The 24,967-nt window shown below is 39.3% G+C and carries 19 protein-coding genes and 1 tRNA gene; 6 read left to right on the plus strand and 14 right to left on the minus strand.

Annotation, left to right across the window (positions count from 1 at the left end; genetic code table 11):
- The first annotated feature begins 123 nt into the window (after positions 1–123).
- On the plus strand, positions 124–1,539 hold the full coding sequence (locus BM073_RS12750; RefSeq protein WP_091654655.1) for an alanine/glycine:cation symporter family protein: 1,416 nt from the start codon (positions 124–126) through the stop codon (positions 1,537–1,539).
- 58 nt (positions 1,540–1,597) lie between these two features.
- Here the strand turns inward: BM073_RS12750 and fahA are convergent, their stop codons facing one another.
- Positions 1,598–2,869 (minus strand): fumarylacetoacetase, encoded by a 1,272-nt coding sequence (gene fahA / locus BM073_RS12755; protein WP_091654657.1) that lies wholly within the window; start codon positions 2,867–2,869, stop codon positions 1,598–1,600.
- Positions 2,870–3,078: 209 nt separating this feature from the next.
- Here fahA and BM073_RS12760 point away from each other — a divergent pair, with 209 nt between their 5' ends.
- Together BM073_RS12760 and BM073_RS12765 are read left to right on the plus strand one after the other, a co-directional pair.
- Positions 3,079–4,962 carry a CocE/NonD family hydrolase gene (locus BM073_RS12760; protein ID WP_091654658.1) on the plus strand — a complete coding sequence of 628 codons (1,884 nt, stop codon included), beginning with the start codon at positions 3,079–3,081 and terminating at the stop codon, positions 4,960–4,962.
- Between the two features lie 124 nt (positions 4,963–5,086).
- On the plus strand, positions 5,087–7,723 hold the full coding sequence (locus tag BM073_RS12765; RefSeq protein WP_091654660.1) for a valine--tRNA ligase: 2,637 nt from the start codon (positions 5,087–5,089) through the stop codon (positions 7,721–7,723).
- Between the two features lie 88 nt (positions 7,724–7,811).
- On the opposite strand, the gene BM073_RS12770 is transcribed toward BM073_RS12765, so the two are convergent.
- The 4 genes from BM073_RS12770 to BM073_RS12785 all read right to left on the minus strand — a co-directional run bounded on the left by BM073_RS12770 (position 7,812) and on the right by BM073_RS12785 (position 12,746).
- Positions 7,812–8,681 (minus strand): diacylglycerol/lipid kinase family protein, encoded by an 870-nt coding sequence (locus BM073_RS12770; protein ID WP_091654662.1) that lies wholly within the window; start codon positions 8,679–8,681, stop codon positions 7,812–7,814.
- A 2-nt stretch (positions 8,682–8,683) separates the two neighbouring features.
- The gene (locus tag BM073_RS12775; RefSeq protein ID WP_091654664.1) at positions 8,684–9,655 is read right to left on the minus strand and encodes an App1 family protein phosphatidate phosphatase; all 972 of its coding nucleotides are present in this window, start codon (positions 9,653–9,655) and stop codon (positions 8,684–8,686) included.
- A 61-nt stretch (positions 9,656–9,716) separates the two neighbouring features.
- Entirely contained in the window at positions 9,717–10,769 is a 1,053-nt protein-coding gene (locus BM073_RS12780) for a M42 family metallopeptidase (protein WP_091654665.1), read from the minus strand.
- A 93-nt stretch (positions 10,770–10,862) separates the two neighbouring features.
- Positions 10,863–12,746: an amidophosphoribosyltransferase gene (locus BM073_RS12785; RefSeq protein ID WP_091654667.1), complete on the minus strand. Its 1,884-nt coding sequence runs from the start codon at positions 12,744–12,746 to the stop codon at positions 10,863–10,865.
- Positions 12,747–13,155: 409 nt separating this feature from the next.
- Between BM073_RS12785 and BM073_RS12790 the strand changes: the two genes are divergently transcribed.
- On the plus strand, positions 13,156–13,470 hold the full coding sequence (locus BM073_RS12790; RefSeq protein ID WP_139217496.1) for a hypothetical protein: 315 nt from the start codon (positions 13,156–13,158) through the stop codon (positions 13,468–13,470).
- Positions 13,471–13,638: 168 nt separating this feature from the next.
- Positions 13,639–15,051 carry a sigma-54-dependent transcriptional regulator gene (locus BM073_RS12795; protein ID WP_091654670.1) on the plus strand — a complete coding sequence of 471 codons (1,413 nt, stop codon included), beginning with the start codon at positions 13,639–13,641 and terminating at the stop codon, positions 15,049–15,051.
- Here the strand turns inward: BM073_RS12795 and BM073_RS12800 are convergent.
- The 6 genes from BM073_RS12800 to lepA form a co-directional block, all read right to left on the minus strand.
- Positions 15,048–17,585 (minus strand): hybrid sensor histidine kinase/response regulator, encoded by a 2,538-nt coding sequence (locus BM073_RS12800; protein ID WP_091654671.1) that lies wholly within the window; start codon positions 17,583–17,585, stop codon positions 15,048–15,050. The genes BM073_RS12795 and BM073_RS12800 overlap by 4 nt on opposite strands.
- Before the next feature lie 37 nt (positions 17,586–17,622).
- Positions 17,623–18,165, minus strand: a complete 543-nt coding sequence (locus BM073_RS12805; protein WP_091654674.1) for a DsrE family protein — start codon at positions 18,163–18,165, stop codon at positions 17,623–17,625.
- An 89-nt stretch (positions 18,166–18,254) separates the two neighbouring features.
- Positions 18,255–18,337: transfer RNA gene (locus BM073_RS12810), tRNA-Leu, on the minus strand.
- 65 nt (positions 18,338–18,402) lie between these two features.
- Positions 18,403–19,287, minus strand: coding sequence for a bifunctional 5,10-methylenetetrahydrofolate dehydrogenase/5,10-methenyltetrahydrofolate cyclohydrolase (locus BM073_RS12815; protein ID WP_091654676.1), 885 nt, complete (start codon positions 19,285–19,287; stop codon positions 18,403–18,405).
- 47 nt (positions 19,288–19,334) lie between these two features.
- Positions 19,335–19,694, minus strand: coding sequence for a four helix bundle protein (locus BM073_RS12820; RefSeq protein ID WP_091654678.1), 360 nt, complete (start codon positions 19,692–19,694; stop codon positions 19,335–19,337).
- Positions 19,695–19,785: 91 nt separating this feature from the next.
- Positions 19,786–21,579 carry a translation elongation factor 4 gene (lepA, locus tag BM073_RS12825; protein ID WP_091654679.1) on the minus strand — a complete coding sequence of 598 codons (1,794 nt, stop codon included), beginning with the start codon at positions 21,577–21,579 and terminating at the stop codon, positions 19,786–19,788.
- Between the two features lie 269 nt (positions 21,580–21,848).
- Here lepA and BM073_RS12830 point away from each other — a divergent pair, with 269 nt between their 5' ends.
- Complete coding sequence (locus tag BM073_RS12830; RefSeq protein ID WP_091654681.1) at positions 21,849–22,385, plus strand: DUF4924 family protein; 537 nt, start codon at positions 21,849–21,851, stop codon at positions 22,383–22,385.
- A 6-nt stretch (positions 22,386–22,391) separates the two neighbouring features.
- Here BM073_RS12830 and BM073_RS12835 read toward each other — a convergent pair whose 3' ends face one another.
- The 3 genes from BM073_RS12835 to BM073_RS12845 are packed head-to-tail and all read right to left on the minus strand — an operon-like array spanning position 22,392 to position 24,892.
- A complete protein-coding gene (locus BM073_RS12835; protein ID WP_091654683.1) occupies positions 22,392–23,423 on the minus strand; it encodes a hypothetical protein in 1,032 nt (343 codons plus the stop codon).
- A gap of 16 nt (positions 23,424–23,439) precedes the next feature.
- On the minus strand, positions 23,440–24,621 hold the full coding sequence (locus BM073_RS12840; RefSeq protein WP_091654685.1) for a DUF4221 family protein: 1,182 nt from the start codon (positions 24,619–24,621) through the stop codon (positions 23,440–23,442).
- 58 nt (positions 24,622–24,679) lie between these two features.
- The gene (locus BM073_RS12845; protein WP_091654686.1) at positions 24,680–24,892 is read right to left on the minus strand and encodes a hypothetical protein; all 213 of its coding nucleotides are present in this window, start codon (positions 24,890–24,892) and stop codon (positions 24,680–24,682) included.
- Positions 24,893–24,967 lie beyond the last annotated feature (75 nt).

Here is a 24,967-nt window from a genome sequence, read left to right on the forward strand (position 1 = left end):
TTCCCGTTTATCTGAAATTAATGGGCATCCTATGCCAAAGGCCTTATCTTTGGCTTTTATGGATATGAATCAAGCCTTTCTGGCTGGTCATTCTTAGACTTTATTTTCACCAAAAAACCATCAATGGAACAAATTATATACACCTTAAATGATTTAATCTGGAGTAATGCACTCATTGTCCTCTGTCTGGGAGCAGGTATTTACTTTTCCGTCCGAACAGGTTTTGTACAAATCAGATATTTCCGGGAAATGATTCATTTGCTTTTCTCTGGAAAATCCTCCAAAAAAGGCGTTTCTTCCTTCCAGGCCTTTGCGCTAGCCCTTTCTGGTAGAATTGGAACTGGAAACATTGCAGGGGTAGCCACAGCCATTGGGCTTGGAGGACCAGGAGCAATATTTTGGATGTGGATTATAGCATTTTTAGGTTCTGCATCAGCTTACATTGAGGCCACATTAGGGCAGATTTTCAAAGAAGTAAAAGGCGGTGAATACAGAGGTGGACCTGCTTATTATATAGAAAAAGGACTTGGCGTCAAGTGGTATGCTATGGTCTTCGCCTTTGTGACTATTATCAGTATGTCATTTCTGTTGCCAGGAGTACAGAGTAATAGTATTGCACTCAGCGTCAATAATGCCTTTGATGTTCCTGTTGAATATACAGGAGGAGTTGTTTGCCTATTTCTTGCTATGGTAATTTTCGGGGGTATCAAAAGAATCGGTAAGGTTGCTGAAATTCTTGTTCCTTTCATGGCAATGGGCTACGTTTTGTTGGCAATAATCATCATTGGTATCAATATCACTGAAGTTCCAACCGTACTGAAATTGATCGTAAGCTCTGCCTTTAACCAAGAAGCAGCATATTCAGCGGTCTTTGGTTCGGCAATCGCTTGGGGAGTAAAAAGAGGAATTTATTCAAACGAAGCAGGTCAAGGTACTGCTCCCCACGCTGCTTCGGCTGCGGAAGTTAGTCATCCGGCAAAGCAAGGTTTGGTACAAGCCTTTTCGGTTTACATTGACACTTTATTTGTTTGTACTGCCACAGCCTGTATGATCTTATTCACCGGTCAGTTTAATGTACTGCACCCTGATGGAGGCTTCTTGGTAGAAAACCTTCCCGGGATTGCGATAGGACCTGAGTTTACCCAAAATGCAATTGCTGTTCACTTCCCCACCATTGGAGCAGGTTTCGTAGCGGTTGCTTTGATGTTTTTCTCCTTTACTACTATCATGGCCTATTACTATATCGCTGAGACGAATTTGAGCTATCTGCAAAAGAATGATACTCAAAAATGGCCAATTCATGTTTTGAGAATATTAATCATTATCGCTACTTTTTATGGCGCTATACGTACGGCACAAGTAGCTTGGACATTTGGAGATATCGGTGTAGGATTAATGGCATGGTTGAATATTATTGCTATTCTACTATTGAGAAAACCTGCTTTGGAAGCCTTGAAAGATTATAAGAAAAAGAAAGATGCCGGAGAAGATCCGGATTATGATTTCGAAGAAATGAAAAAACATTACAGCAAAAACTAAAAGTAAAAAGGGGAGCAAATCGAAATCTGCTCCCCTTATTTATTTACATCAATCAAAACTATTTCGCAGGCAATACGCTGGCTCTAACTTCACCGAAGCCAACACGGATTCCATCTTTTTCAGCAAAGCCCTTCATGATAACGGTATCCCCGTCTTCTATGAATTTTCTCTCCTCGCCGGAATCTAATTTCACAGGCTTGGTTCCTTTCCAGCTCAACTCCAACATAGAACCAAATGAATCCTCAGTGGGGCCTGAAATCGTTCCAGACGCCATCATATCCCCAACATTGATATTACATCCATTTACAGTATGATGAGCTAACTGCTGAGCTACATTCCAATACATATATTTGAAATTGGAAGTACAAACCTTAGTAGCCTGCTTTACATTTTCAGGCTGAATATAGGCTTCTAATTGCAAATCAAAACTGTGATTACTGGTGCACTGCAAATAAGGTAAAACCTCAGGCTCTTGTTTTGGACCAGCTGTTCTAAAATGCTCCAATGCTTCTAATGTAACTACCCAAGGAGATATGGAAGAGGCAAAACTTTTCCCTAAAAAGGGTCCCAAAGGAACGTATTCCCATGCCTGAATATCTCTTGCAGACCAATCATTAAATAGGACAAATCCAAATATGTAATCCTCAGCTTCCTCAGTACCGATAGAATCCCCGAGTTTGGTAGGTTTCCCTGTTATAAAAGCCAATTCTAATTCGAAGTCCAATCTTTTGGATGGCCCAAAGCCTGGAACATCCATGTCTGGGTCTTTGAACTGTCCTTTGGGTCTGATGATAGGCACTCCGGAAGGAATAATGGAAGAAGCCCGTCCATGGTATCCTACTGGCAAATGCTTCCAGTTTGGTAATAAAGCATTTTCTGGATCACGGAACATTTTTCCCACATTGGTAGCATGCTCCATAGAACTGTAAAAATCTGTATAATCACCGATTTTGACAGGAAGAAGCATTTCCGCCTCTTTTCTATTCACCATTACTTTTCCTCTGATCGAATGATCACGAAGCTTCTCATTGTCAGCAAGCAGCAATTCCTGTACTCTTTCTCTAATTTTCTTAGTTTGAGTTTTCCCTAAAGAAATCAACTCATTCAGCGCCTCATTGAGGAAAATTCCTTCAGGAAGAAACATGTCTGAGAAAAAACCCTCCTGATCCAGTACGCTCAAATCAACTATTTTATCTCCTATCGCAATTCCAATCCTTGGAGACAATCTTTTATTTTTAAATACTCCAAAAGGAAGATTGTAAATAGTAAAATCAGAATTTTTCGGTACTTCAACCCAAGTACTAAGGGGATTCATCGTTGTATCGCTCATGACAAAATCTTTGAAACGCAAATTTACTCTTTAATGAGGAAATGAAAAGGAATAATAAAGAAGAGGATTTGACTTAGCTCATAAAATCCATCATATCAAGCCTCTGAGCAGAAAATAAAATTTGAAATAATTTCCTACTTCTGCCATTTATCACTTTCCTATTGAAAAATGAGAGCCTATCCTTAAATTCCGCATAAAATGCTTTTATCATGATAAAAAACCTCACAAAAACTCTTTTTGTTTCCCTTTTACTCCTGCTGTCTCTAAGGCTGGCTGCTCAGGAGAAATCCATCCTTGATCAGCTTGAAGAAATTGCAATAGTGGATCAAAAGGTAATGATGCCCATGCGGGATGGAAATCGATTAGCGACGGATATTTATCGTCCAAAGGTAGATTATAAGGTACCCATCATTTTTTCAAGAACACCCTACAATTTCAATACTTATGGGGATGGTGAATTGAGAGAAAGAACTATGCAGTCTGCTTTGGAGTGGGTGAAAAAAGGCTACGCTTACGTGGTTCAGAATGAACGAGGAAGATTTTTCTCTGAAGGTGAGTGGGATATACTCGGTACACCCTTGACAGATAGTTATGATGCTTTTGATTGGATGGCAAAGCAGGGATGGAGTAATGGGAAAATCGGAACCTTAGGCTGCTCCTCCACCGCCGAATGGCAGATGGCAGCAGCATCCTTGAATCACCCTGCACATGCAGCATTGGTTCCTCAAGGATTTGGTGCTGGCGTTGGAAGAATAGGAGAATATTTTGAGCAGGGAAATTGGTACAGAGGTGGCGCCGGTCAAATGCTTTTCACTGCTTGGCTTTATGGAACCCAGCATGATCCTTTGGCTCCTAGGCTTCAAAAAGGCATTGCTCAGGAAGATTTATTACGCTTGCAGCGCTTTTATGATATGGCCCCTGAATACCCAAGAGTCAATTGGAAAGAAGCCCTATCCCATCTTCCGATTCAAGACATTATTAATAATGTCAATGGTCCAAATGGGATTTATGAAGAAATGATCACCCGAAAGCCCAATGATGCTAGGTGGTATCAAGGTGGATTATATCATGACGATATGCCATTTGACAAACCGAGTTTCTGGTTTGTATCCTGGTATGATGTCTCTACCAGCCCCAACTTGGCATTATATAATCATGTTAGAAAAAATGCGGTTTCCCAGAAAGCCAGAGATAATCAATACTTAATAATCGCTCCAGTACTGCATTGCGCCTATACAAGAGCTACAGAAAACACGGTAGTTGGTGAAAGAAGTGTGGGTGATGCTCGATTGAATTATGATGAAATAATCACAGCCTGGTTCGATCTATGGCTGAAAAATGAGGACAAAGGCAAGATTGATTCCATGCCAAAAGTGACCTATTACACCATGGGTTCAAACAAGTGGCAGACTTCGGACGTATGGCCTCCTGCAAATGCAAAAATGACCACCTATTATTTAGACTCTAAAGGGAGTGCCAATACTAGAAATGGAGACGGTTTATTGTTAGCAAAGCTTCCCAAAACCCAAAATAAAGACACCTTTCAATATGACCCTATGAACCCAGTGAATTCCTACGGGGGAAATGTTTGCTGCACCGGAAATGCTGTTCAGGGTGGTTCATTCGATCAATCCGAAATGGAATTGAGAGATGATATTTTGGTATATACCTCAGAACCATTAACTGAGGGAGTGGAAATCTCAGGCTTTATCGAGAGCTTCCTTTACTTATCTTCTGATGTAAAAGATACAGATGTAACCATCAAACTAATCGATGTGTATCCGGACGGAAAAGCCTACAATCTGGATGAAACAATTCAGCGGGTAAGATATAGAGAAGGCTATGACAAAGAGGTAATGATGGAAAATGGGAAAGTTTACGAAATCAAAATGACTCCAATGAGCACTTCCAATTATTTTGAAAAAGGCCATAGAATCAGAATTGAAGTGAGTAGCTCCAACTTCCCCAGATTTGACAGAAACCTAAATACAGGAGGCAATAATTATGATGAAAGTGAAGGTCTTGTCGCCACAAACTCAATCCATCACGGTGGAGTTTATCCAAGTAGGATAGTATTGCCGATGATAAAGTAAGCATTTTAAGCCGTCTCAAAAAGACGGCTTTTTTATTGGTTCATCCTTTGATTTAAACCAATTTCTCCTGACCATATCCCCAAAATCCCCTATTTTTGCCCTTTCATAAAAATCACCAGAGTTCATGTCTACGATTGCCAGCAAATACGATCCTGCATCAGCTGAATCCAAATGGTATTCCTACTGGATGGAGCACAAACTTTTCTCCTCCCAAATAGATCCCAACAAAGAGCCTTACACGATTGTGATCCCTCCACCCAATGTGACTGGGGTGCTACACATGGGCCATATGTTGAATAATACCATCCAGGATGTCTTGATTAGACGTGCTCGTATGCAGGGGAAAAATGCTTGCTGGGTTCCTGGAACTGACCATGCTTCCATCGCAACAGAAGCAAAAGTGGTCAACATGCTCAAAGAAAAAGGAATTGATAAAAAGTCTTTGACAAGAGAAGAGTTTTTGAAATACGCCTGGGAATGGAAAGAAAAATATGGAGGTATTATCCTAGAGCAACTCAAAAAACTAGGGGCTTCCTGTGATTGGGACAGAACTTCCTTCACCATGGACCCAGGTTTAAGTGACGCTGTTATTTCTGTTTTTGTAGACCTGTATAGAAAAGGCAAAATATATAGAGGAGTCCGAATGGTAAATTGGGACCCCAAGGGAAAGACAGCGCTTTCGGATGATGAGGTAATTACCAAAGAGATTGCTTCCAAACTTTACTATATCAATTATCAAATCGAAGGGAGTGCGAATGAATTTTTGACTATAGCGACTACTCGGCCTGAAACCATCATGGCTGATGTAGCTATATGCATCAACCCTAACGATCCGAGATTCACCCATCTCAAAGGAAAAAAAGTTATCATCCCTCTAATCAATAGAGCTATTCCTATCATCGAAGATGAATATGTGGACATGGAATTTGGTACTGGATGCCTGAAAGTAACCCCTGCTCATGATATCAATGACTATGAATTAGGAATCAAGCATAAACTGGAAGTAATCGATATCCTCAATGACGACGGTACACTCAACGAAAAAGCCCAAATTCTTGTAGGAGAAGATCGATTTATTGCCAGAAAGAAAATTGGGAAGATGCTGGAGGAAATCAACCAACTGGAAAAAGTTGAAGATTACAAATCCAACGTGGGTCATTCCGAAAGAACAGATGCGGTCATTGAGCCGAAGCTTTCTTTGCAGTGGTTTTTGAAAATGGAGGAAATCACTCAGCCTGCATTGAAATCAGTAATGGATGACGTGATCCAGCTTCATCCTCCCAAATTCAAAAACATGTATCGTGTTTGGATGGAGAATGTAAGGGACTGGTGTATTTCTCGTCAACTATGGTGGGGACATCAGATTCCAGCCTTTTACCTTCCAAATGGGGAGTTTGTGGTGGCTAAAACCAAAGAGGAGGCACTGGAAATTGCTCAGAAAGAATATGACTCCAAGTACACTTTAGCAGATTTAAAGCAAGATGAAGACGTATTGGATACCTGGTTCAGTTCATGGCTATGGCCCATTTCAGTATTTGATACGGATATCTTTACTACCGGCAAACCAAATGAAGAACTGAAATATTATTATCCAACCAACGACTTGGTCACTGCTCCTGAGATTTTGTTCTTCTGGGTGGCTAGAATGATCATTGCAGGATATGAGTATTTGGGGGAAAAACCATTTAAAAATGTATATCTAACAGGGATCGTAAGAGATAAATTGGGTAGAAAAATGTCCAAATCATTGGGTAATTCTCCTGACCCTCTGGAGCTCATAGCTCAGTATGGAGCAGATGGAGTTCGAACCGGAATGTTGTTTTCTTCTCCAGCAGGAAATGATTTACCTTATGATGATAAGTTAGTAGAGCAGGGAAGAAACTTTGCTAACAAAATCTGGAATGCCTTCAGGTTGGTTAAAGGATGGGAAATCGATCCCAAATTGGATGGTTCAGTGAATTCATCCTCCATTGAATGGTTTGAGAACCGATTCAATCAGGCCTTGGCCGAAATCAATGACCATTTCGAGAAATTCAGAATTTCAGATGCCTTGATGACTACCTACAAATTGGTTTGGGGAGACTTCTGCTCTTGGTATCTGGAGATGATCAAACCGGAATATCAAAAACCAATCGATCAGGCTACCTACAATAAGACCATAGAATTATTTGAAGATATCTTAAAAATACTTCATCCTTTCATGCCATTTATATCCGAAGAAATATGGCATCAAATCGAAGAAAGAAGTGTAGAAGATTCTTTGATACTTGCAGAATGGCCAGAGGTAATATCCTTCAATACCAAGATTACAGAAGAAGCAGCACAGATTTTTGAGGTAGTCTCCCAAATCAGAAATTTAAGGGCCTCCAAAGGCATGTCTCCAAAAGAAGTTTTGGACCTGAGTATTAATACTCAAAGACCAGAACTTTACACCAGATTTCAGGCAGTATTAGAAAAGTTAGCCAATCTATCTTCGCTTAACTTCGCATCCAAAGTGGAAAATGCCATGAGTTTTGTGGTGAAGGCAGATGAGTGCTTTGTTCCTATGGGTGACAGCATTGATGTGGAAGAGGAAAAGGCCGCTATTCAAAAAGAATTGGAATACACTAAAGGGTTTTTGAATTCGGTGATGAAGAAGCTGAGTAATGAACGCTTTGTAGCCGGGGCTCCTTCCCAAGTAGTGGAAAATGAAAAGAAAAAACAGGCCGATGCTGAGGCAAAAATCAAAGCATTGGAAGAAAGTTTAGAAAAATTAGGCTGATTGATCCTGATCAGAGAGTAAATGTAAATGCTCCCGGAATTTAATGTTTCCGGGAGCATTTTTTTATTCCAAAAGTCGAACAGTAAGTTTATTTCACTACAAATTGAAATCGGGCTGCTTGAATATGTACCGATACCTCTTCTGGCTGACCTTTTAACTCTCCATCAATTTGAAAATTAACTTGGTCCAAATTTTCGATTTTACAGGAGTCCAACTTCCATATTTTCATGGATTCCCCGATTGGTGTTTCGCCTGAAACCAAGCTTTTACCAACTTCAAAAAGATGCTCTAATCGCTCCACATCAAGAGTAATCAATTCAAACTTTCCATCATCTAAACTTCCTCCTGGATTGACAATCGCGCCCGTTCCAAATCTATCTCCATTGGCTATTAGAAGCATCCTCGTAGAAACCTCCCAATTTTCATCTTTGGTTTTGATCAGATAGCGATAAGGCTCTGTTTCAAAAATTTGGGAAAAAGAGCTTTTGATATATCCCATCATCCCCCTTGTCCCCTGCTCTTCAAACTTCTCAATCAGATTGGCATTGAATCCAAAATCCGCCAAGTGTAAGCAAAGCTCTCCATTGATATCGATGCCATCCACATTTTTCACCTTTAAATGGCGTAGAGCCTCCAAGCCATCTTCCAATAAATCGATTCCCAAGCATTTGGCCAAGCCATTCGCTGAGCCTAATGGTAAAATTGCGATGGGTAATTGAGCTTGAAGAGATTCTGCTACCAACTTGACTGTTCCATCACCTCCTGCAACTAACAATAAATTTGGATTATGCTTATTGATCTCTTTCCGGATTTTGTCGGCATCATTTTCACCTGTTGTCTGAAAAATTGATAATTCAGCTTGTTTCAAATGCATAGCTATCCTTTCTGACAATTCTTCCAAACTGATAGAATCACTTCCGGATTTTGGATTAAAAATCAATAATGCCTTTTGGTCCATTTTTAAATAATTTGAAGCTTCTCAGCCAATGAAATCGCCTCTTGTGTAGATTGTATAAAATGAAAATCAAGCTCCTCTTCCATTTCCTTCCTTTCTGGAGACTCAGAATGTTTAGGGTGAATTTCACGAATAAAAACCGCCATGACTCTTTGAGGATATTCATGACAAATCTCTGCATAAATTTCCGGATCATGCTGTCCCGAATCTCCTATCAAAATGAATTTCATCTCGGGAAAAAATCTTAAGAGAAAATGAATTTTCTCCAACTTATGCTGATGGCTACCACCACCGGATTTCCAGATGTTTTTCAAATTGATATGCTTGTCTTTCAGTAAAATCGGACCTAATGGAATATTCCTAAATTGAAGGAAATCCCGTATCAAATCAAATAAAGACCAGTCACTACTGGATACATAAAACATTTCATAACCTTTGTCCCTGACCATTTTTTGATAAAATTCAGAGACACCAGGAAAAGGTCTTCGAGTATAGGCGTTTTTGGAAACAGACAACCAAAACTTCTTACCAATAGCGGTGGCATGAGATATCAAGATGGTATCATCTATATCTGAAATCAGCCCCAACTTTTTCTCAATTTTTTGAATCTCCATTTCTGAATCATCACAATTCCAATCTGGGTCCTCTGGTTGTACAGTCATCATGACTGTTCTCTCTTCATGAAAAGGTAAGAAGCATTCGAAAACACCCTCATCATCGGTAAGGACTCTTTCAATTTTCTCCCCTACCTTCACTTCAACCCAAACTCCTGGAATACTGCTGACAGAATACCTTCTAATAGTTGCTAAAATATTCTTGAGAGGATTGTTTTTAGCTCTTGGCCTACTTTGCTTATACGCAGAGATGACTCTTCCTTTTACAAAAAGTTCCTGTCCATTACTTACTGCCAAAAAAGGTTCAACTTGAATTTTATCTAGTTTCCCTATCCATCGGGTAATTACATTCCAAAAAGCCATGTCAATAAGATAATCGAAAGAGGGGAAAAGAAAAAGCCGGGTGAATTTTCCCGGCCTCAATTTAATGTTTCCAGTCGTAGCTATCCATTTGTTCCAAACAGGCCACCAAGAGTGATATCGAATCGGCTATATCTTTTTTATGTGCCATTTCTATCACTTGATGCAAGTGTCTGGTAGGAATGGAAATCGCTCCGGCAATTGCCCCTTGCTTACCCATTCTTTGTACTCCGGCAGTATCCGTACCCCCAGCTGTTAAAATTTCTGGCTGCCAGGTAATCTTCTTTTTATCAGCAGTCTGTTTCATAAACTCCACCATTCTGTAATCACAAATGGTCATGGCATCCATAATTTTAATAGCAGTACCTTTTCCCAATTCGGTAACCTTTTCATGCGCCTGCGCTCCAGGCACATCAAATGCAATGGTAGTATCTAAGGCTATTCCAAAATCAGGATTGATTCCATGAGCAGCAACATTAGCACCGCGGATACCTACCTCCTCTTGAACTGTAAAAGTGGCATACACATCATAAGCCGGATTTTTCAACTTTTTCAGTGCTTCGATCAGGATAAACACAGCCACCCGGTTATCTATAGACTTACAATTGACACAGTCCCCCATCTCAATGAGTTCTCTGTCTCTGGTCACTGGATCCCCTACTGATATGTATTTTTCCACCTCCTCTTTTGGCATTCCCAGATCAATGAAAAAATCTGTGGTTTTAGGAAGTTTATTTCGTTCTTCCTGGCTCATCACGTGGATAGGCTTACTTCCCATAACACCAATCAGGTCTTTTTTGCCGCGTACAATTACCCGCTGAGCAGTTAAGGTTTTTGGATCAAAACCGCCAAGGGTATGGAATCTCAAAAATCCATTATCATCTATATGCGTAACAATAAAACCAATCTCATCCATGTGCGCAGCCACCATCACTCTTTTGCCGTCAGGATTTTTCTTACCCTTTTTAACTGCTATGACATTGCCCAGATTATCGACTTTGACTTCATCAGATAAAGGTGTCACCAACTCAATCACTAAATCCCTCACACGCTTCTCAAAACCGGGTGCACCTGCGATTTCGCAGATTTGTTTTAAAAGTTTAACGTTTACGTCCATTTCTCTTTATTAAATAGTCTTTCAAATACTCAATATATAAAACACAAAAGGCGCAAAGTGTTAGCTCTGCGCCTAAGTAAATATTTCTTTGGTTTAATACGCTCTGACAGTCTTTCCTTCCTTGAAATTAACAAAAGCTCTGTTCACCACTCTTGTTCCTCCTGTAGTAGGATAATCTCCGGTGAAGTACCAGTCACCTATATGATTTGGAGTGCACTTGTGAAGGTTTTCTACTGTTTGGTAAATCACCTTAACCTCCGCCTTGATTTCTGGTGTTGTGACGATCTCAGCGATTTTATCAGATACTTCCTGATCTGCGAATGATTCATAGATGCGCTTCACAAAATTCTCTGGCCCAAGAGGGTTGGCGATGCAAGCCTCATATGTCTCATCCAGGATATTCTCCAATTTTCTCTCTTTCAGCAATGCTAAGGCAGCTCTGAAGGCGATAAATTCCTTCATTCTTGACATATCAATTCCATAACAATCCGGGAATCTGATCTGAGGAGCGGAGGAAACAATGATAATACGCTTAGGACTTAATTTATCGAGGGTGGTCAGAATACTTTTTTCCAAAGTAGTACCTCTTACTATACTATCATCAATCACAACCAAGGTATCAACTCCAGGTTTGATCACTTCATAAGTAGTATCATATACTGAGGAGACCATTACGTCCCTATCGTCATCATTGGTAATGAAGGTTCTAAGCTTGACATCTTTGGAAACCAGTTTCTCAACCCTCGGACGGAAGTTCAATAATTCTTCCAGGTCACCCATATGAGGCTTCCCTTCCAAAAAGACCTCTTTTCTTTTTGCGACCAAATAATCCTCTAAGCCTTCTATCATCCCCAAAAAGGCAGTTTCTGCGGTATTGGGAATGTAAGAGAAAACGGTGTTTTTTAGGTCAAAATCAATTGCCTTCAAAATCTGAGGAATCAAAGCTTTTCCCAAGCTCTTTCTTTCCTGATAGATATCCGGATCAGTTCCTCTTGAAAAATAAATCCGCTCAAAGGAACAGGATTTTTTCTCTCTGGCAGGCATCACCTCCGATTCCGCGTAAGACCCGTCTTTATTAATTACCAAGGCATGACCTGGTTGAATTTCTTTGATCGCTTTGAAATCAATGTCAAATGCCGATTTGATTGCAGGCTTTTCTGATGCTACCACGATCACTTCATCATCTGCATAATAATAAGCAGGTCGAATTCCTGAAGGATCTCGTACAACGAAGGATGAACCGTTTCCAATTAAGCCGGCCATTGCGTATCCTCCATCGAAATCCCTGCAGGAACGTCGAAGAATTCTTGCAACATCCAATTCATTTTCAATCACATGTGTGATTTGCTCATTGGAGTATTGATGCTTGTATTTGTCGAAAATTCTTTGATTTTCCTCATCCAAAAAGTGACCGATTTTCTCCATGACCGTAACTGTGTCAGTCTTTTCTTTCGGGTGCTGTCCCAGCTGAACCAATTTCCCGAAAAGCTCCTCCACATTTGTCATGTTGAAGTTACCGGCCATTACCAAGTTCCGGCTTCTCCAGTTATTTTGCTTCAAAAATGGGTGGCAAGTTTCAATTGAATTTTCGCCGTGTGTTCCGTATCGAAGATGGCCTAACCAAACTTCCCCGGTAAAGGCAATATTTTCTTTCAGCCATTCTGCATCACTAAGTGCATCATGACCCCCTATCTTTTTGGCCTTTTTATACTTCTTGTTGATTTTGTCAAAAATAAAATTGACAGCTGAGGGCTCCACAGACCTATATCTGGAAATGTATCGAGTACCTGGTTGCGTGTCAATTTTAACATTGGCTACTCCGGCACCGTCTTGTCCTCTGTTGATCTGTTTTTGCATCAGCACATACATCCTGTTGGATGCGTAGGCTGCAGTCCCATATTTATCGATGTAATATTGGGGAGACTTGCGGAGCCTGATCATTGCTATGCCGCACTCGTGTTTGATAGCGTCGCTCATTACCTGGGCTTGAGTTTATTTTGACAATTCAAAGTTACAGGTTTTTAGAAGATAATTTGGATTAAAAAAGTTCGGTTTTGATAAAACAGGTTTTTCTTTTTGACTTGTAACAAATACTTACTTTTTCGTAAGTGTTTTTAAGAGGTTTTTAGGTCATTTTGCCCTTGAACTCCCCAGGAAATATTGTGGAATCTAAACCGAAAACAGCCTTAAGACTATTTTTTGGCACATGGCATAGGAATCGCACTAACACAATCAAGCTGATATAGATTCAGCCATCGGATCCGGAAACCGATTTTATAATTATTCAAACCAACACATGAGATCTATCTCGAGGTAATAATCATCTCTGATCAGGATTTTTATTCTCCAATTGAGATATCCCATAACCACTTAAACTATCACAATTATGAAAAAGTCAATTTTAATCGCCGCAGTTTTAATGTCTGGAGTAGCAATGGCGGCACCAGTTGCAAACACTAACTTCAGTCCAATAGCTACCGAAATTCAGGAAGCTAAAGTAAAAATCGAACCAGATGCTCTGCCAGAGCCTGTAAAAACAGCAATAGCAAATGATGCTTCTGTCAGCAGCCTGACCATTTCCGAGGCTTGGCAATGGGCAACTCCAGAAGGAACTTACCAATTCAAAGTTGTCTTCGATAATGGAACTGAAGACAAACTTTCTAAGAAATATGACCAAGAAGGGAATGAAATAAAAGAATAAGTTGCTTTCCCCGATTAATTTAAAAGCATCAGATATTTATCTGGTGCTTTTTTTGTTTTAGCTATGCCAAATAGTTGGACTACAAAAAACCTTTTCTGTATAAAACTATTTTCGGATTCTTGCCTCTTTTGCAAAATCCATTTGATCATCGAAAACGTAATACAAAAGATGAAGAAGATACTATTGGTAGAAGACGATTTGACTTACTCCAGAATCGTCAAGACATTTTTGGAAAAAAACGGATTTGCTGTAGAAGCATCCACCAAAGTAAAGGAAGCTCAGAATATCCTAAACTCAGGAAAATTTGATCTGATTATAGCAGATTTTAGGCTTCCTGATGGAACCGGAATGGAACTGCTCCAATGGTCCAAAAAGGAATTTCCTCAGACACAAGTAATTCTGATCACACATTATTCTGACATCAGGATCGCGATCAAAGCTATGAAACTGGGGGCATTTGAATACATCACCAAGCCAATTAATCCAGATGAACTTCTAGCTACTGTCAATGAATCCTTGTCCAGTAAGTCCAAAGTACCAGAAGCTATTGGTGATGAAGCTTCCCCTTCCAAGCCAAATCAAAAATCTGGAAGTTCACCCTCTACCAATTTTTATGTCGCTGGAACATCGCAAGAATCTGAGAAACTGGAAAAGCATATCCAATTAGTCGCTCCAACAGATTTGAGCGTATTGATTTTGGGGGAAACAGGGACTGGTAAGGAATTTATATCTCGAAGAATCCATGAACAATCCGAAAGAAGAAACGGACCTTTCATAGCAATTGATTGTGGTGCTCTTCCCAAAGATTTGGCAGGAAGCGAGCTTTTCGGCCATGTAAAGGGGGCATTTACCGGTGCATTAGATAATAAAACAGGGCATTTCGAAGCTGCTCATGGAGGAACCATTTTCCTGGACGAAGTGGGTAATTTAAGCTATGAGGTTCAGATTCAATTGTTAAGAGCTATCCAAGAAAGAACCATCCGAAAAATCGGTGGCAATAAGGAAATCAATATCAATGTCAGAATCATTGCAGCCACTAATGAGAACTTATTATTACAAGCCGGAGAAGGTCAATTCCGGGAGGATTTATACCATAGACTCAATGAGTTTACCCTTCATGCTATTCCTCTGAGAAGAAGAAAAGAAGACTTGGAGATCTTTGCTGAGCATTTTCTGGAAGAAAGCAATCAGCGCATGAATAAATCTGTCAAAGGATTTACTTCTGAAGTTTGGGAAATCTTCTTGGGCTATGACTGGCCTGGAAACCTGAGAGAATTTAAAAATATTATCCAAAGGGCTGTCTTATTAACTACTGGACCTTTGGTGGAAAAAGAGGCATTGCCTGCCGATTTGAATAATCCTGAATTTGCCTTCAGTTCCAATAGACCAAGTAATACTATGAATCAGGCTCAGGATTTACCTTCTCCAAGAGATTACAAAAGCCAGTGGATTGAGCAAGAAAAAGAATTGATCCAGCAAGTGCTGCAGGACACGAAGTATAATAAATCAAAGACTGCCCGAATTCTCAAAATGGATAGAAAAACCCTTTATAGCAAAATGGAAAAATACGGACTGAATTAAGAAGTAACGGGAGCTTTGGATTCGATCACTTTGGAAAGTTCTTCTAAAAGCTCCCGAATTTTCTCTTCCAGTTCTACCAACTGACTATTTATACCCTGCTGATTTCCAAGCTTCAATTTATTTTCAATTTTTCTAGCCAGGTCCCCTGACTCAGATTTTATTTGGCCCAATCTGCTTCCCAGTTGATGGCAAATTTCCAAAATCACCTCATAGCGCTCATTGAGTCTAGCTTTTTGAAGTTGTTCCAAGTTTTTCCTGGATTCCTGAATTAGGTCTTTTAAAATATCTTTCAGCAAAGCATCATCCCCCATACAAAATTTATTGAGGTCCCTTAAATCAAAGAGGGAGGTTTCGACTGGCTTTTCTTGCTGATCCTCATTTTTGATCTCGTGGACAGCTTCAGGAAACAGTCTTCCTAAAACCAAAACCAAAGCTTTTTCCTGAAATGGCTTGAACAAAATATCACTAAAACCACGCTTAAACATCTTTTCTTTCTCTTCCACAAAGACATTGGCCGTCATTGCCAGAACGGGCTGACCCTTATAGCTAGCGTGATTTTTTAGCATATCAATCACATCAAATCCTGAAAACTCAGGCATCTGAATATCCAAAATAGCCAAATCGAAATCTAAACCTTCAAAACTATCACGGAATGAAGCCCCCCCTTCATAGAGGACAGTTGTAGCTCCAAAATAGCTGAGAATCTGTGATAAATATTGAATACCCACAGGGTCATCGTCCACCAGCAACACTTTCTTGCCCGTCAAATCCAACCCAAACTTCTGATCATAAATAGGCCTATTCTGAGGAGCCTCAACTGCTTTCATGGGAAGAATTACCTTCATACAAGTTCCTTTATTCTCCTCGCTCTGAGCCTCTATACTTCCCCCCATCAAAGTGGTCAGTCTATGTACAATTGCCAATCCTAATCCAGTACCTCCATATTTTCTGGAAATGGAGGTGTCAGCTTGATCAAATTCTCTAAATACCTTGGAGAGTACTTCCTCGCTCATTCCTATGCCGCTGTCCTCGACCTCCACAGTTAGGGTATCTTCTCCCCACTGTACCCGAACTTCAATCCAGCCATTGGAAGTGAACTTAAATGCATTACTCAATAAATTATTGGCAATCTGCTTCAACCTCAATTGGTCCCCCAGCAACCATTGATTGGATGGCAATTGAATACTCCATCTGAAATCCAGATTTTTCTCTTGGGCTTTCAGGTCAAAAAAGTCCTGAAGGGAAGAAAAAAGTGATTCAGGATCAAAAGCTTCTTTTTCTAATTTTAACTTTCCTGCTTCCAGTTTAGAAAAATCCAGAACCTCATCTACAATTTCCATCAAGGTCTCGGAAGCAAAGCCAATCATTTTCAATTGTGATTTTTGCCTCTCATCCAATTGACTCTTCTCCAAAACAGATCTATATCCCTGAATTACATGAAGCGGATTACGGATTTCATGACTCATATTGGCCAAAAACTCCTGTTTAGATCTCGCAAGTTGTTCGGATTTTTGCCTGGACGCTTCTAGGTTTTCTTGATATTGACGGTTGATTTTTATCTCTTTCAAAATAGAGTAAACCATAAAGCCACTGCCAATTACGGCCAGAACCACGATCACTATTAAGAAAAATGTCACATCGTAGGCTAAACTGTAGGCTTCACTGTTTTTTTCCTCAGACTCTTCTAAAATTCTTTTTTGCAAAACTCCCAACAGTCCCTGAATAGTGGAAATCACTTCACTTTGCTTGATAGAAAGATCCGTTTCCATCTGTGCCAAGTTCTGTCTTTGCCTACTTTCTTCCCGGTAAATCTGATTGATCACCGCTCGGATGTTGTATAAAATACTATCCAAAGTGCTGGAACCTGGAGCAGCACTTCCCTTCGAATTCTGATTAATGAACCCTAGTAGTTTATCAATTTCCGGCGACTTGGCTATCTGTGGAGAGGTAGGGTTTATCTTACCCACGCTATTTTTTCCTGCACTGATAGGCGCCACTGAGGAGGTCTGCCTCAACTCATTGATAATGGCATCTCTGGGGTTTAATTGTTGGAGAGGTTGATTTTCCAGAATCTCCGCTCTTCTCCTAATCCCGATCTCTACTTTTTTGAGTGCCTCTCTTGAAAAATTCCTGTTGGCTAGATTACTTTTTACTTCGTAAAGGTTTTCATACCCTTGAATCAATGAAACTAAATTGGCCCGGATCAATCGAACCTCTGTTAGTTCAGAGGTATCAGCTGCCAATGATTCCAAAATATCCAGTTTGGATTCCAGAAAATTCAGGGTGGAGTCTTTGATTCTAAAATCTCCTTCAGGGCCTAACCGCTCAATTTGAGTAATTTGGATAATTTCTGCCTGAAGTTCGTTGAGGGTATTGAGCTTTTGGTTGGGTTCGGAGAGTTGCCCCATTGTCTCCAAAAGTCGATTCAGGGTATAATAAGTCAACCCTGCTACTCCAATCAGAAAAATAGCAGCTAAAAAGAAGCCGATAATTACTTTTCCGGCTGTTATAACATTGGGCGTTTTTTTAGTCATAGCTCGCCCTTAAAGACCAAGAATTATTCCAGACTGTTTAAAACTTCAGCAAAATATATCCCTGAGGCACATAGGTAGTGATGGTCGTTAAAGCAGAATGGGCAATCTGCACTCCTTGCCACAAATCTTCTTTCTTGATATTCCTAGCAATCATAGATTGTCCGCAAACATAAAACTCCGCTCCTGCTTCTTTCAAAGCCTCATAAACTGCCAAATTCGGATTAGTGAACTCATATCTCGCTTGATGCTTATCATCGTTCAATAAGGTAAAAATAGCTCCTCCGTGTACCACTACCTTGACATGGAGTCTATCCTTTGTTACTCCAGCCAAGCCATGCAAATTCATCATTCTGGCTATATTATCTACCCATCTGGATATCTCTGCAGGATTATCAGCTCCTGAAGTCAAATCGACTAAGATCTTATATTCCAGGGATCCATCCGGCCTTTCTGTAGCTTCCGGTATCTCATAGATTCCTCCAAAACCTTTGACAATTGGAAACTGGGCAGTTTGAGCCAAGATTGTATTTAATCCTAAAAAAAGGAAAAGGAATGCGGTAGATAAGAGGTGCTTTTTCATAATCGATCAATTGAGCCGAAATTAACCAAAAATAAAACTGATTAAGTGCCATTAATCAAAAAAGCCTCTCCAAAATTGGAAAGGCTTTGTGCGCACGAGAAGATTCGAACTTCCACACCCGTAGGGCACCACCCCCTCAAGATGGCGTGTCTACCAATTTCACCACGTGCGCGGTTAAGGTCTGCAAAAGTAGAAAGCCAGCCTATTCAAAGCAAATGCTTTCTAACCCAATTTCTTTTATCCGTAAACTTTTTTCTCTGCTGCCAAAAGGGTATTGTACAGCAAAGAAGCAATGGTCATAGGCCCTACACCGCCCGGAACAGGAGTGATAGCGGAAGCTTTTTCGGCCACTTCATCAAATTTCACATCTCCAATCAATCTGAAGCCGGACTTTTTGCTGGCATCCTCAACTCTATGAATTCCCACATCGATTACCACAGCTCCAGGCTTTACCATGTCAGCAGTTACAAACTCCGGCTTACCCAATGCCACAATCAAAATATCAGCAGTTTGAGCTATTTCTTTTAGATTTTGAGTTCGGCTATGAGTCAAGGTAACTGTAGCATTTCCAGGATATCCATTTCTTGCCATCAAAATACTCATCGGGCTTCCCACAATATGGCTTCTGCCAATAACCACACAATGCTTACCGGAGGTCTCAATATTATATCTTTTCAAAAGCTCCACAATTCCATAGGGAGTTGCCGCTACATAAGCCGGCCAATTCAAGGCCATTCTTCCTACATTGGAAGGAGTAAAGCCATCCACATCTTTATCCGGCTTGATCTTATCAGTAACTTTTTCAACAGAAATATGCTTAGGCAAAGGAAGCTGTACGATCAATCCATCAATGTCGGGATTTGCATTGATATCTTCTACTTTGGCCAAAAGTTCCTCTTCAGAAATAGTTTCATCCAATCGCACCAAAGTGGATTCAAATCCAATCTCATGACAAGCCTTTACTTTGGCTCCCACATAGGTTTGGCTGGCTCCGTCACTTCCTACCAGAATAGCTGCCAAGTGAGGAATTTTCCCTCCTTCAGTTTTGATCTCAGCCACACGTGCTGCGATTTCATTTTTGATGTCTTGGGAGGTCTTTTTTCCGTCGATAAGTATAGCCATTTTGATTTTTGATTTAAGATTTAAGATTTACGAGCTGCCTGAATACCTCAAATGCCTCTAGTAGTTTTGATGCTGGATACTATTATTGCCAAAATTTCATCGGCCTCTTTGATCAATCTTTTTATTTCTATCTCTAGCTTTTGATCTTTTTGTATCTCATGAATTATTTCTAGAAAAAACTGACTCTCGTCTGCTTCTTCTTCAACAATCTTCAATTTATTTATGAAGTCCGCTTTAGACTTTGCTCTATTAACAGCTCTGTAGTTGGCGGCTACGGAGCTCGAGCATCTCAGTAACTGGTTCACATAGCTATTGAATTCTCTTGAATGGTGTAATTTTGCGCATAATAACCACACGTCAAGAGCAAAACGTTTGTTCTGTCCCTCATTTCCTTTTTCATAATTCATGAATTAGGTGAAGGACAAAACTAAAGGATTTGATGATAGAATTAAATGATTAAGAACAAGAATTGCCTCGTAAATCGTAAATCGTAAATCCTTAATCCAGCTTCAGCACTGCCATAAACGCCTCCTGAGGAACCTCAACATTACCGACTTGCCTCATGCGTTTCTTCCCTTTTTTCTGCTTTTCCAGAAGTTTACGTTTTCGGGAAATATCACCACCATAACACTTCGCCAATACGTTTTTACGTAGGGCTTTTACTGTTTCTCGGGCAATAATTTTCGTTCCGATGGCTGCCTGAATGGCAATTTCAAACATCTGGCGAGGAACCAATTCTTTCAATTTTTCGCAGAGCCTTTTGCCCCATTCGTAAGCTTTATCACGGTGCACTATCGCAGAAAGCGCATCAACTGCTTCGCCATTAAGCATCACATCCAGCCGAACCATGTGAGAAGGCTGATATCCTTTCAACTCATAATCCAAGGATGCATATCCTCTGGAAATAGTTTTCAACTTGTCGAAGAAATCAAATACGATCTCGGCCAAAGGCATATCGAAGGTCAATTCCACCCGATCTGCAGTCAAATAAACCTGGTTTTTGATTTGACCTCTTTTCTCCATACAAAGCGTAATCACAGCCCCTACATATTCAGAAGCAGTGATGATTGAAGCCTTAACAAATGGCTCTTCAATATGCTTCATCTTGGTAAGATCAGGCATATCTGAAGGAGCATTGATTAGCTTGTAGGTATCATTGGTCATCAATGCCTTGAACTGCACAGAGGGCACAGTTGTGATCACGGTCATATCAAATTCCCGCTCTAATCGCTCCTGAATGATTTCCATGTGCAGCATTCCCAAGAATCCACATCGGAAACCAAATCCCAAAGCAGCGGATGTTTCAGGTTCCCAAACTAGGGAAGCATCGTTGAGTTGCAGCTTTTCCATGGATGCTCTCAACTCCTCATAATCCGTGGTATCTACAGGATAGATCCCGGCAAAAACCATAGGCTTCACATTCTCAAAACCCTGAATGGCTTTTTCGCAGGGGCGCTTGATATGGGTGATGGTATCCCCTACTTTAATCTCTTTTGCCACCTTGACCCCAGAAATAAGGTAACCTACATTTCCGGCACTCATGGTTTGCTGAGGAATCTGATTCAATCCTAAAATACCGATTTCATCTGCCTCATATTCCCTTCCGGTATTGACAAACTTAATTTTATCGCCTTTGCTGAAGGTTCCGTTGAAAATCCGGAAAATCACTTCCACACCTCTGAAAGGATTGTAAACCGAGTCAAAAATCATCGCTTGTAGCGGTGCATCAGGATCTCCTATAGGCGCTGGAATTCGAGTGACAACAGCCTTCAGAATATCATCTATCCCTATTCCTGTCTTTCCAGAGGCCAAAATAATATCCTCTCTATCACAGCCAATCAGGTCAATTACCTCGTCTGCCACAGATTCTGGATCTGCTCCTGGAAGATCAATTTTATTTAAAACAGGAATTATTTCCAGGTCATGACCCAGCGCCAAATACAAGTTTGAAATGGTCTGTGCTTCGATACCCTGAGAAGCATCCACGATTAGCAATGCACCTTCACAAGCTGCAATCGATCTGGAAACTTCGTAAGAAAAATCCACGTGTCCCGGAGTATCGATTAGGTTGAGTATATATTCCTCTCCTTCATGGGTGTATTTCATCTGGATGGCGTGGGACTTAATGGTGATTCCCCGCTCTCTCTCCAGATCCATGTTATCCAACAACTGGTCCTGCATATCCCGATCAGACACTGTCTGAGTCTCTTGCAGCAACCTATCCGCCAATGTACTCTTCCCATGGTCAATATGGGCGATGATACAGAAATTTCTTATTTTTTGCATGTTCATTCTGCGCGCAAAATTAGGGAAAAAGAAGGAGAAAATTAGAGGATTATACCTGAAATACGGATTTGTCGAAATAGAAAAGAAATATAGTTGAAATACACTTCACTACACCAAGTGAAATATGCCTTCGGCGAAATAACCCTAATAGTTCAGGACTCCTTGATTAGATAAATATTTCATTCACCGAAGGTGAATATATTTCAATAGTATTTCTACTGTATTTCGACCTCTGAGATTTAGCTTTTAACTTTACCCCGAAAATATTTTAATCCATGAAATCCATAGCCGAAAACAAAAAATCCCAAAACATAGCCGAATACATCATCTATCTCTATCAACAGGAGGACTTGATTCGGTCTTTTCAGGGTAATTTGGAGGAAATCCGGCAATATGTAGTTTCTCACTTTCCCGTTGAAGAAAAGGAAAAGAATACCATTTTTAATTGGTATCAGGACTTCAGAAATCAAATGGAGAAAGAAGGAATTATGGAGAAAGGCCATTTGGAGGAAAGTAAAAAATTGGTTGCTGAGCTTTCCCAACTGCACTGGCAGTTACTTAAATCGGATCAAACCTATTTCCAAACTTATCAAAAAGCCAAGCCTCATATTTTACAAGCAGTAATGGAGGCTGATGGGAAAGACCTGGGAAATGAAATCCAAATCTGCCTCAATGGTGTCTATGGACTTTTGCTTTGCAGACTACTCGGCAAGAAAATATCGGATGAGCAATTGAAATCAGCTGAGGCCTTTGGTGAAGTTCTAAGCTTATTGAATTTGGTCTATCAGCAAGAGAAGGTTTCTAGAAATTGATTTATCCTATTCTAACCTTGGGTACAAATCAACTAAATGGTGGTCAAAAAAATATCCGCTTTTATTCTCTTTTAGTGAAAAATTCCTCATGTAAACCTTTCCCCCAACGATACCTAACGGTTGATTATTGGTTGTTGAGAGATAGGTAAATTTCTCTTTATCAAGATCTAAACTATACACTTCATATTTCCCTCCTAAATCCAATACAGGAAAAAACCTGTTCCATTCCCTATCATAAAAGACAAACCATGCTTGGCTCTTTTTTCTGAGTTCTGGAAATTGATAACCTTGCATTATATTTTTTTGACTGTCATAAAGAACAAATCTATTTTTTAGGGGAAGATTGAATAAAAACCCATCCTTTGTTTGGATTATATTATACAAAAAGTGAGTATATGTGCTGTAAGGTTCGGGATCATTCTTCATATCCCAAAACCTATTTTTTGAAACATCAGTGATTTTTGAATCTTCATATTTTGAAACAGTACCATTATTCCAATTAAAAATCCAATAATCAGCATCTTTAATCCATTTGGAAGGGTTTACCTTATATCCAATTGTAAAATCTCCTAATTGAACTAGTTCATAGTCTCTAAAATACTCATCTGAAATATCTGGTTTCTTATTCGGCAAAGATTTACTTTCCAATTCTAACTTATCATTGATTAGTTTAATTTTAGAGCTTCCATACCCATGCAGAATCACAATTTCATTCTTATCAGTCTGGATCAAACTATTAATTGCTATAAACTTTTTTGCCTTTGGGTTATAATCCCTGATAAATAACCGGTTAATACTTAAACTATCCTTTATCAATCGAGCCCGATTCAATAAGACAAGATCTTTTGGAATATCATTTTCATACCTAAGCCCTATAATATTTTCTTGATTTAACCAATATAGTTTTGTGAGAATCTCATTGTCATTTCCGTAAAAAAGATTTTCTAAAGACAATTCAATTTCTTTTTGATTTTGTTGAGCCCATACCTTTGGTCCTAAAAACAGACTAAAAAATATTATTAATAGTATTTTTTTCATTATCGAAATTGTATAGTTAATTATCCAACAAGATTATGTCACTAAGTGGAAAAAGGTCATCATCCACCACCGAAGATTTAGAAAGAACGCCTTTATTATATGCAGTTTGATAAGTAAAATAATTACAGGGATACTCTATAGGAAGTTCTGTTACGGATTCCAAATCCAGATTAATATCAAAAGTCATGACAAAGACCTTTTTTGCTTTACAAGTCCCTTGAGAAGTAATCAAACTTTTTAAAAATATTCTTGAAAATTTATTTAGTCCTGAAATAAAAAAGAAGTTTCCGAAATATGAGTTAGTTAAATGATATTTTCTAAGACCCTCGGAGTCAAAATTCTCCATATCGTACTCTAAAGGTAAGCCCAAATGAAAATCAGATATTGAGGCACATTTTTTAAATAAAAAATTTCCATCCAAATCATACACAAATAATTCCTCATCCAAGGGATAGCTTAAAATTATTTGTTTTTCAAAAACTTCCATTATCGGGTGACTTAAGAAAAACGGTAAAAGGCTATTTAACTTGGACCCATATACACCAGGGTATTCTCCGTGTAATCCCAAAAACTGATTTGTCGATAGACTATATTCTGCAAAAACAGGAAACTTATTCTTTTCCTGGACAAAATACCAAATATCCAATTGTTTTAATGGGAAAAATAAGCTATTTCTACTCTTGTCGTAATGGAAGGTTTTACCAAAACCAAAATATAAGCCAAAATTTGGAAAACCTTCTTTTGGCATTTTCCATAAATTTTCACGATATAGATTAACACTTTCTAATACTACGCCATTGTTATCGATTAGATGGATTTGAGGGAAATTCTGTTCACTTACAAAAATACTATCAGAAGAAATAGCTTGAATACCTGAAGGAGCTGTGATAAAATTTCGATCTAAATGAATTGGAGCAAGAAACTTTTGATTTTTTAAATCAATAATAAATATCTTATCAATGGGTTTGGTAGGTAAAACATAAGCCAAGGTATCTTGAAAAATCTCAACAGCACGTAGTCCACCTCCAAAATCCTCAGGGGAAGAAATGTTCAATTTATTTATACTCCCTTTAAAGAGACTAATCTGTACATTTAAGCAACTCTTATCCAATTGATCTCTTTTCATACTACATGCAGAAAATAAAAAAAAGAAAACAATGAAGAAGTTCAAGAAAAGGTATTTTGATTTTGCAAACATATTTGATAATTGAAACTTTAAAAGAATAGCTCCCTATCATCAGGGAGCTATTTTAAAATCATCCAAGCCCTTCTGGAGACCCTCCTCGTGTATCTCCAACTTTACAATCATTATTCCACCAATGAGTCATACATTCTTGACTTCCATCGCCAAGATTAACCCAGTGACCTTGACTTCCAAAAGGACCGCTAGCCTCAACAGAAGTTGAAAATGAAGCAAATGCAATAAAAATAAGTGCAAATGCAAATCCAGAAAAATTGATTTTTTTCATAAGAATTAGTTTAAGTAATAAATGATTTAACGAGAGGAATTTCAACAATTAAAAAAAAAAAACAATCTTTAAACT

Origin of the sequence: Algoriphagus ornithinivorans (genome assembly GCF_900115305.1) — a bacterium.
Taxonomy (GTDB): domain Bacteria; phylum Bacteroidota; class Bacteroidia; order Cytophagales; family Cyclobacteriaceae; genus Algoriphagus; species Algoriphagus ornithinivorans.

What these genes read in the sequence shown, in the direction of transcription:
- BM073_RS12750 (WP_091654655.1), top strand. Translation starts at nt 124, where the DNA reads ATGGAACAAATTATATACACCTTAAATGATTTAATCTGGAGTAATGCA.
- BM073_RS12770 (WP_091654662.1), bottom strand. Translation starts at nt 8,681, where the DNA reads ATGGACCAAAAGGCATTATTGATTTTTAATCCAAAATCCGGAAGTGAT.
- BM073_RS12780 (WP_091654665.1), bottom strand. Translation starts at nt 10,769, where the DNA reads ATGGACGTAAACGTTAAACTTTTAAAACAAATCTGCGAAATCGCAGGT.
- BM073_RS12835 (WP_091654683.1), bottom strand. Translation starts at nt 23,423, where the DNA reads ATGAAAAAAATACTATTAATAATATTTTTTAGTCTGTTTTTAGGACCA.
- BM073_RS12800 (WP_091654671.1), bottom strand. Translation starts at nt 17,585, where the DNA reads ATGACTAAAAAAACGCCCAATGTTATAACAGCCGGAAAAGTAATTATC.
- BM073_RS12845 (WP_091654686.1), bottom strand. Translation starts at nt 24,892, where the DNA reads ATGAAAAAAATCAATTTTTCTGGATTTGCATTTGCACTTATTTTTATT.
- BM073_RS12840 (WP_091654685.1), bottom strand. Translation starts at nt 24,621, where the DNA reads ATGTTTGCAAAATCAAAATACCTTTTCTTGAACTTCTTCATTGTTTTC.
- BM073_RS12795 (WP_091654670.1), top strand. Translation starts at nt 13,639, where the DNA reads ATGAAGAAGATACTATTGGTAGAAGACGATTTGACTTACTCCAGAATC.
- BM073_RS12805 (WP_091654674.1), bottom strand. Translation starts at nt 18,165, where the DNA reads ATGAAAAAGCACCTCTTATCTACCGCATTCCTTTTCCTTTTTTTAGGA.
- lepA (WP_091654679.1), bottom strand. Translation starts at nt 21,579, where the DNA reads ATGAACATGCAAAAAATAAGAAATTTCTGTATCATCGCCCATATTGAC.
- BM073_RS12785 (WP_091654667.1), bottom strand. Translation starts at nt 12,746, where the DNA reads ATGAGCGACGCTATCAAACACGAGTGCGGCATAGCAATGATCAGGCTC.
- BM073_RS12815 (WP_091654676.1), bottom strand. Translation starts at nt 19,287, where the DNA reads ATGGCTATACTTATCGACGGAAAAAAGACCTCCCAAGACATCAAAAAT.
- BM073_RS12790 (WP_139217496.1), top strand. Translation starts at nt 13,156, where the DNA reads ATGAAAAAGTCAATTTTAATCGCCGCAGTTTTAATGTCTGGAGTAGCA.
- BM073_RS12775 (WP_091654664.1), bottom strand. Translation starts at nt 9,655, where the DNA reads ATGGCTTTTTGGAATGTAATTACCCGATGGATAGGGAAACTAGATAAA.
- BM073_RS12830 (WP_091654681.1), top strand. Translation starts at nt 21,849, where the DNA reads ATGAAATCCATAGCCGAAAACAAAAAATCCCAAAACATAGCCGAATAC.
- BM073_RS12760 (WP_091654658.1), top strand. Translation starts at nt 3,079, where the DNA reads ATGATAAAAAACCTCACAAAAACTCTTTTTGTTTCCCTTTTACTCCTG.
- BM073_RS12765 (WP_091654660.1), top strand. Translation starts at nt 5,087, where the DNA reads ATGTCTACGATTGCCAGCAAATACGATCCTGCATCAGCTGAATCCAAA.
- BM073_RS12820 (WP_091654678.1), bottom strand. Translation starts at nt 19,694, where the DNA reads ATGAATTATGAAAAAGGAAATGAGGGACAGAACAAACGTTTTGCTCTT.
- fahA (WP_091654657.1), bottom strand. Translation starts at nt 2,869, where the DNA reads ATGAGCGATACAACGATGAATCCCCTTAGTACTTGGGTTGAAGTACCG.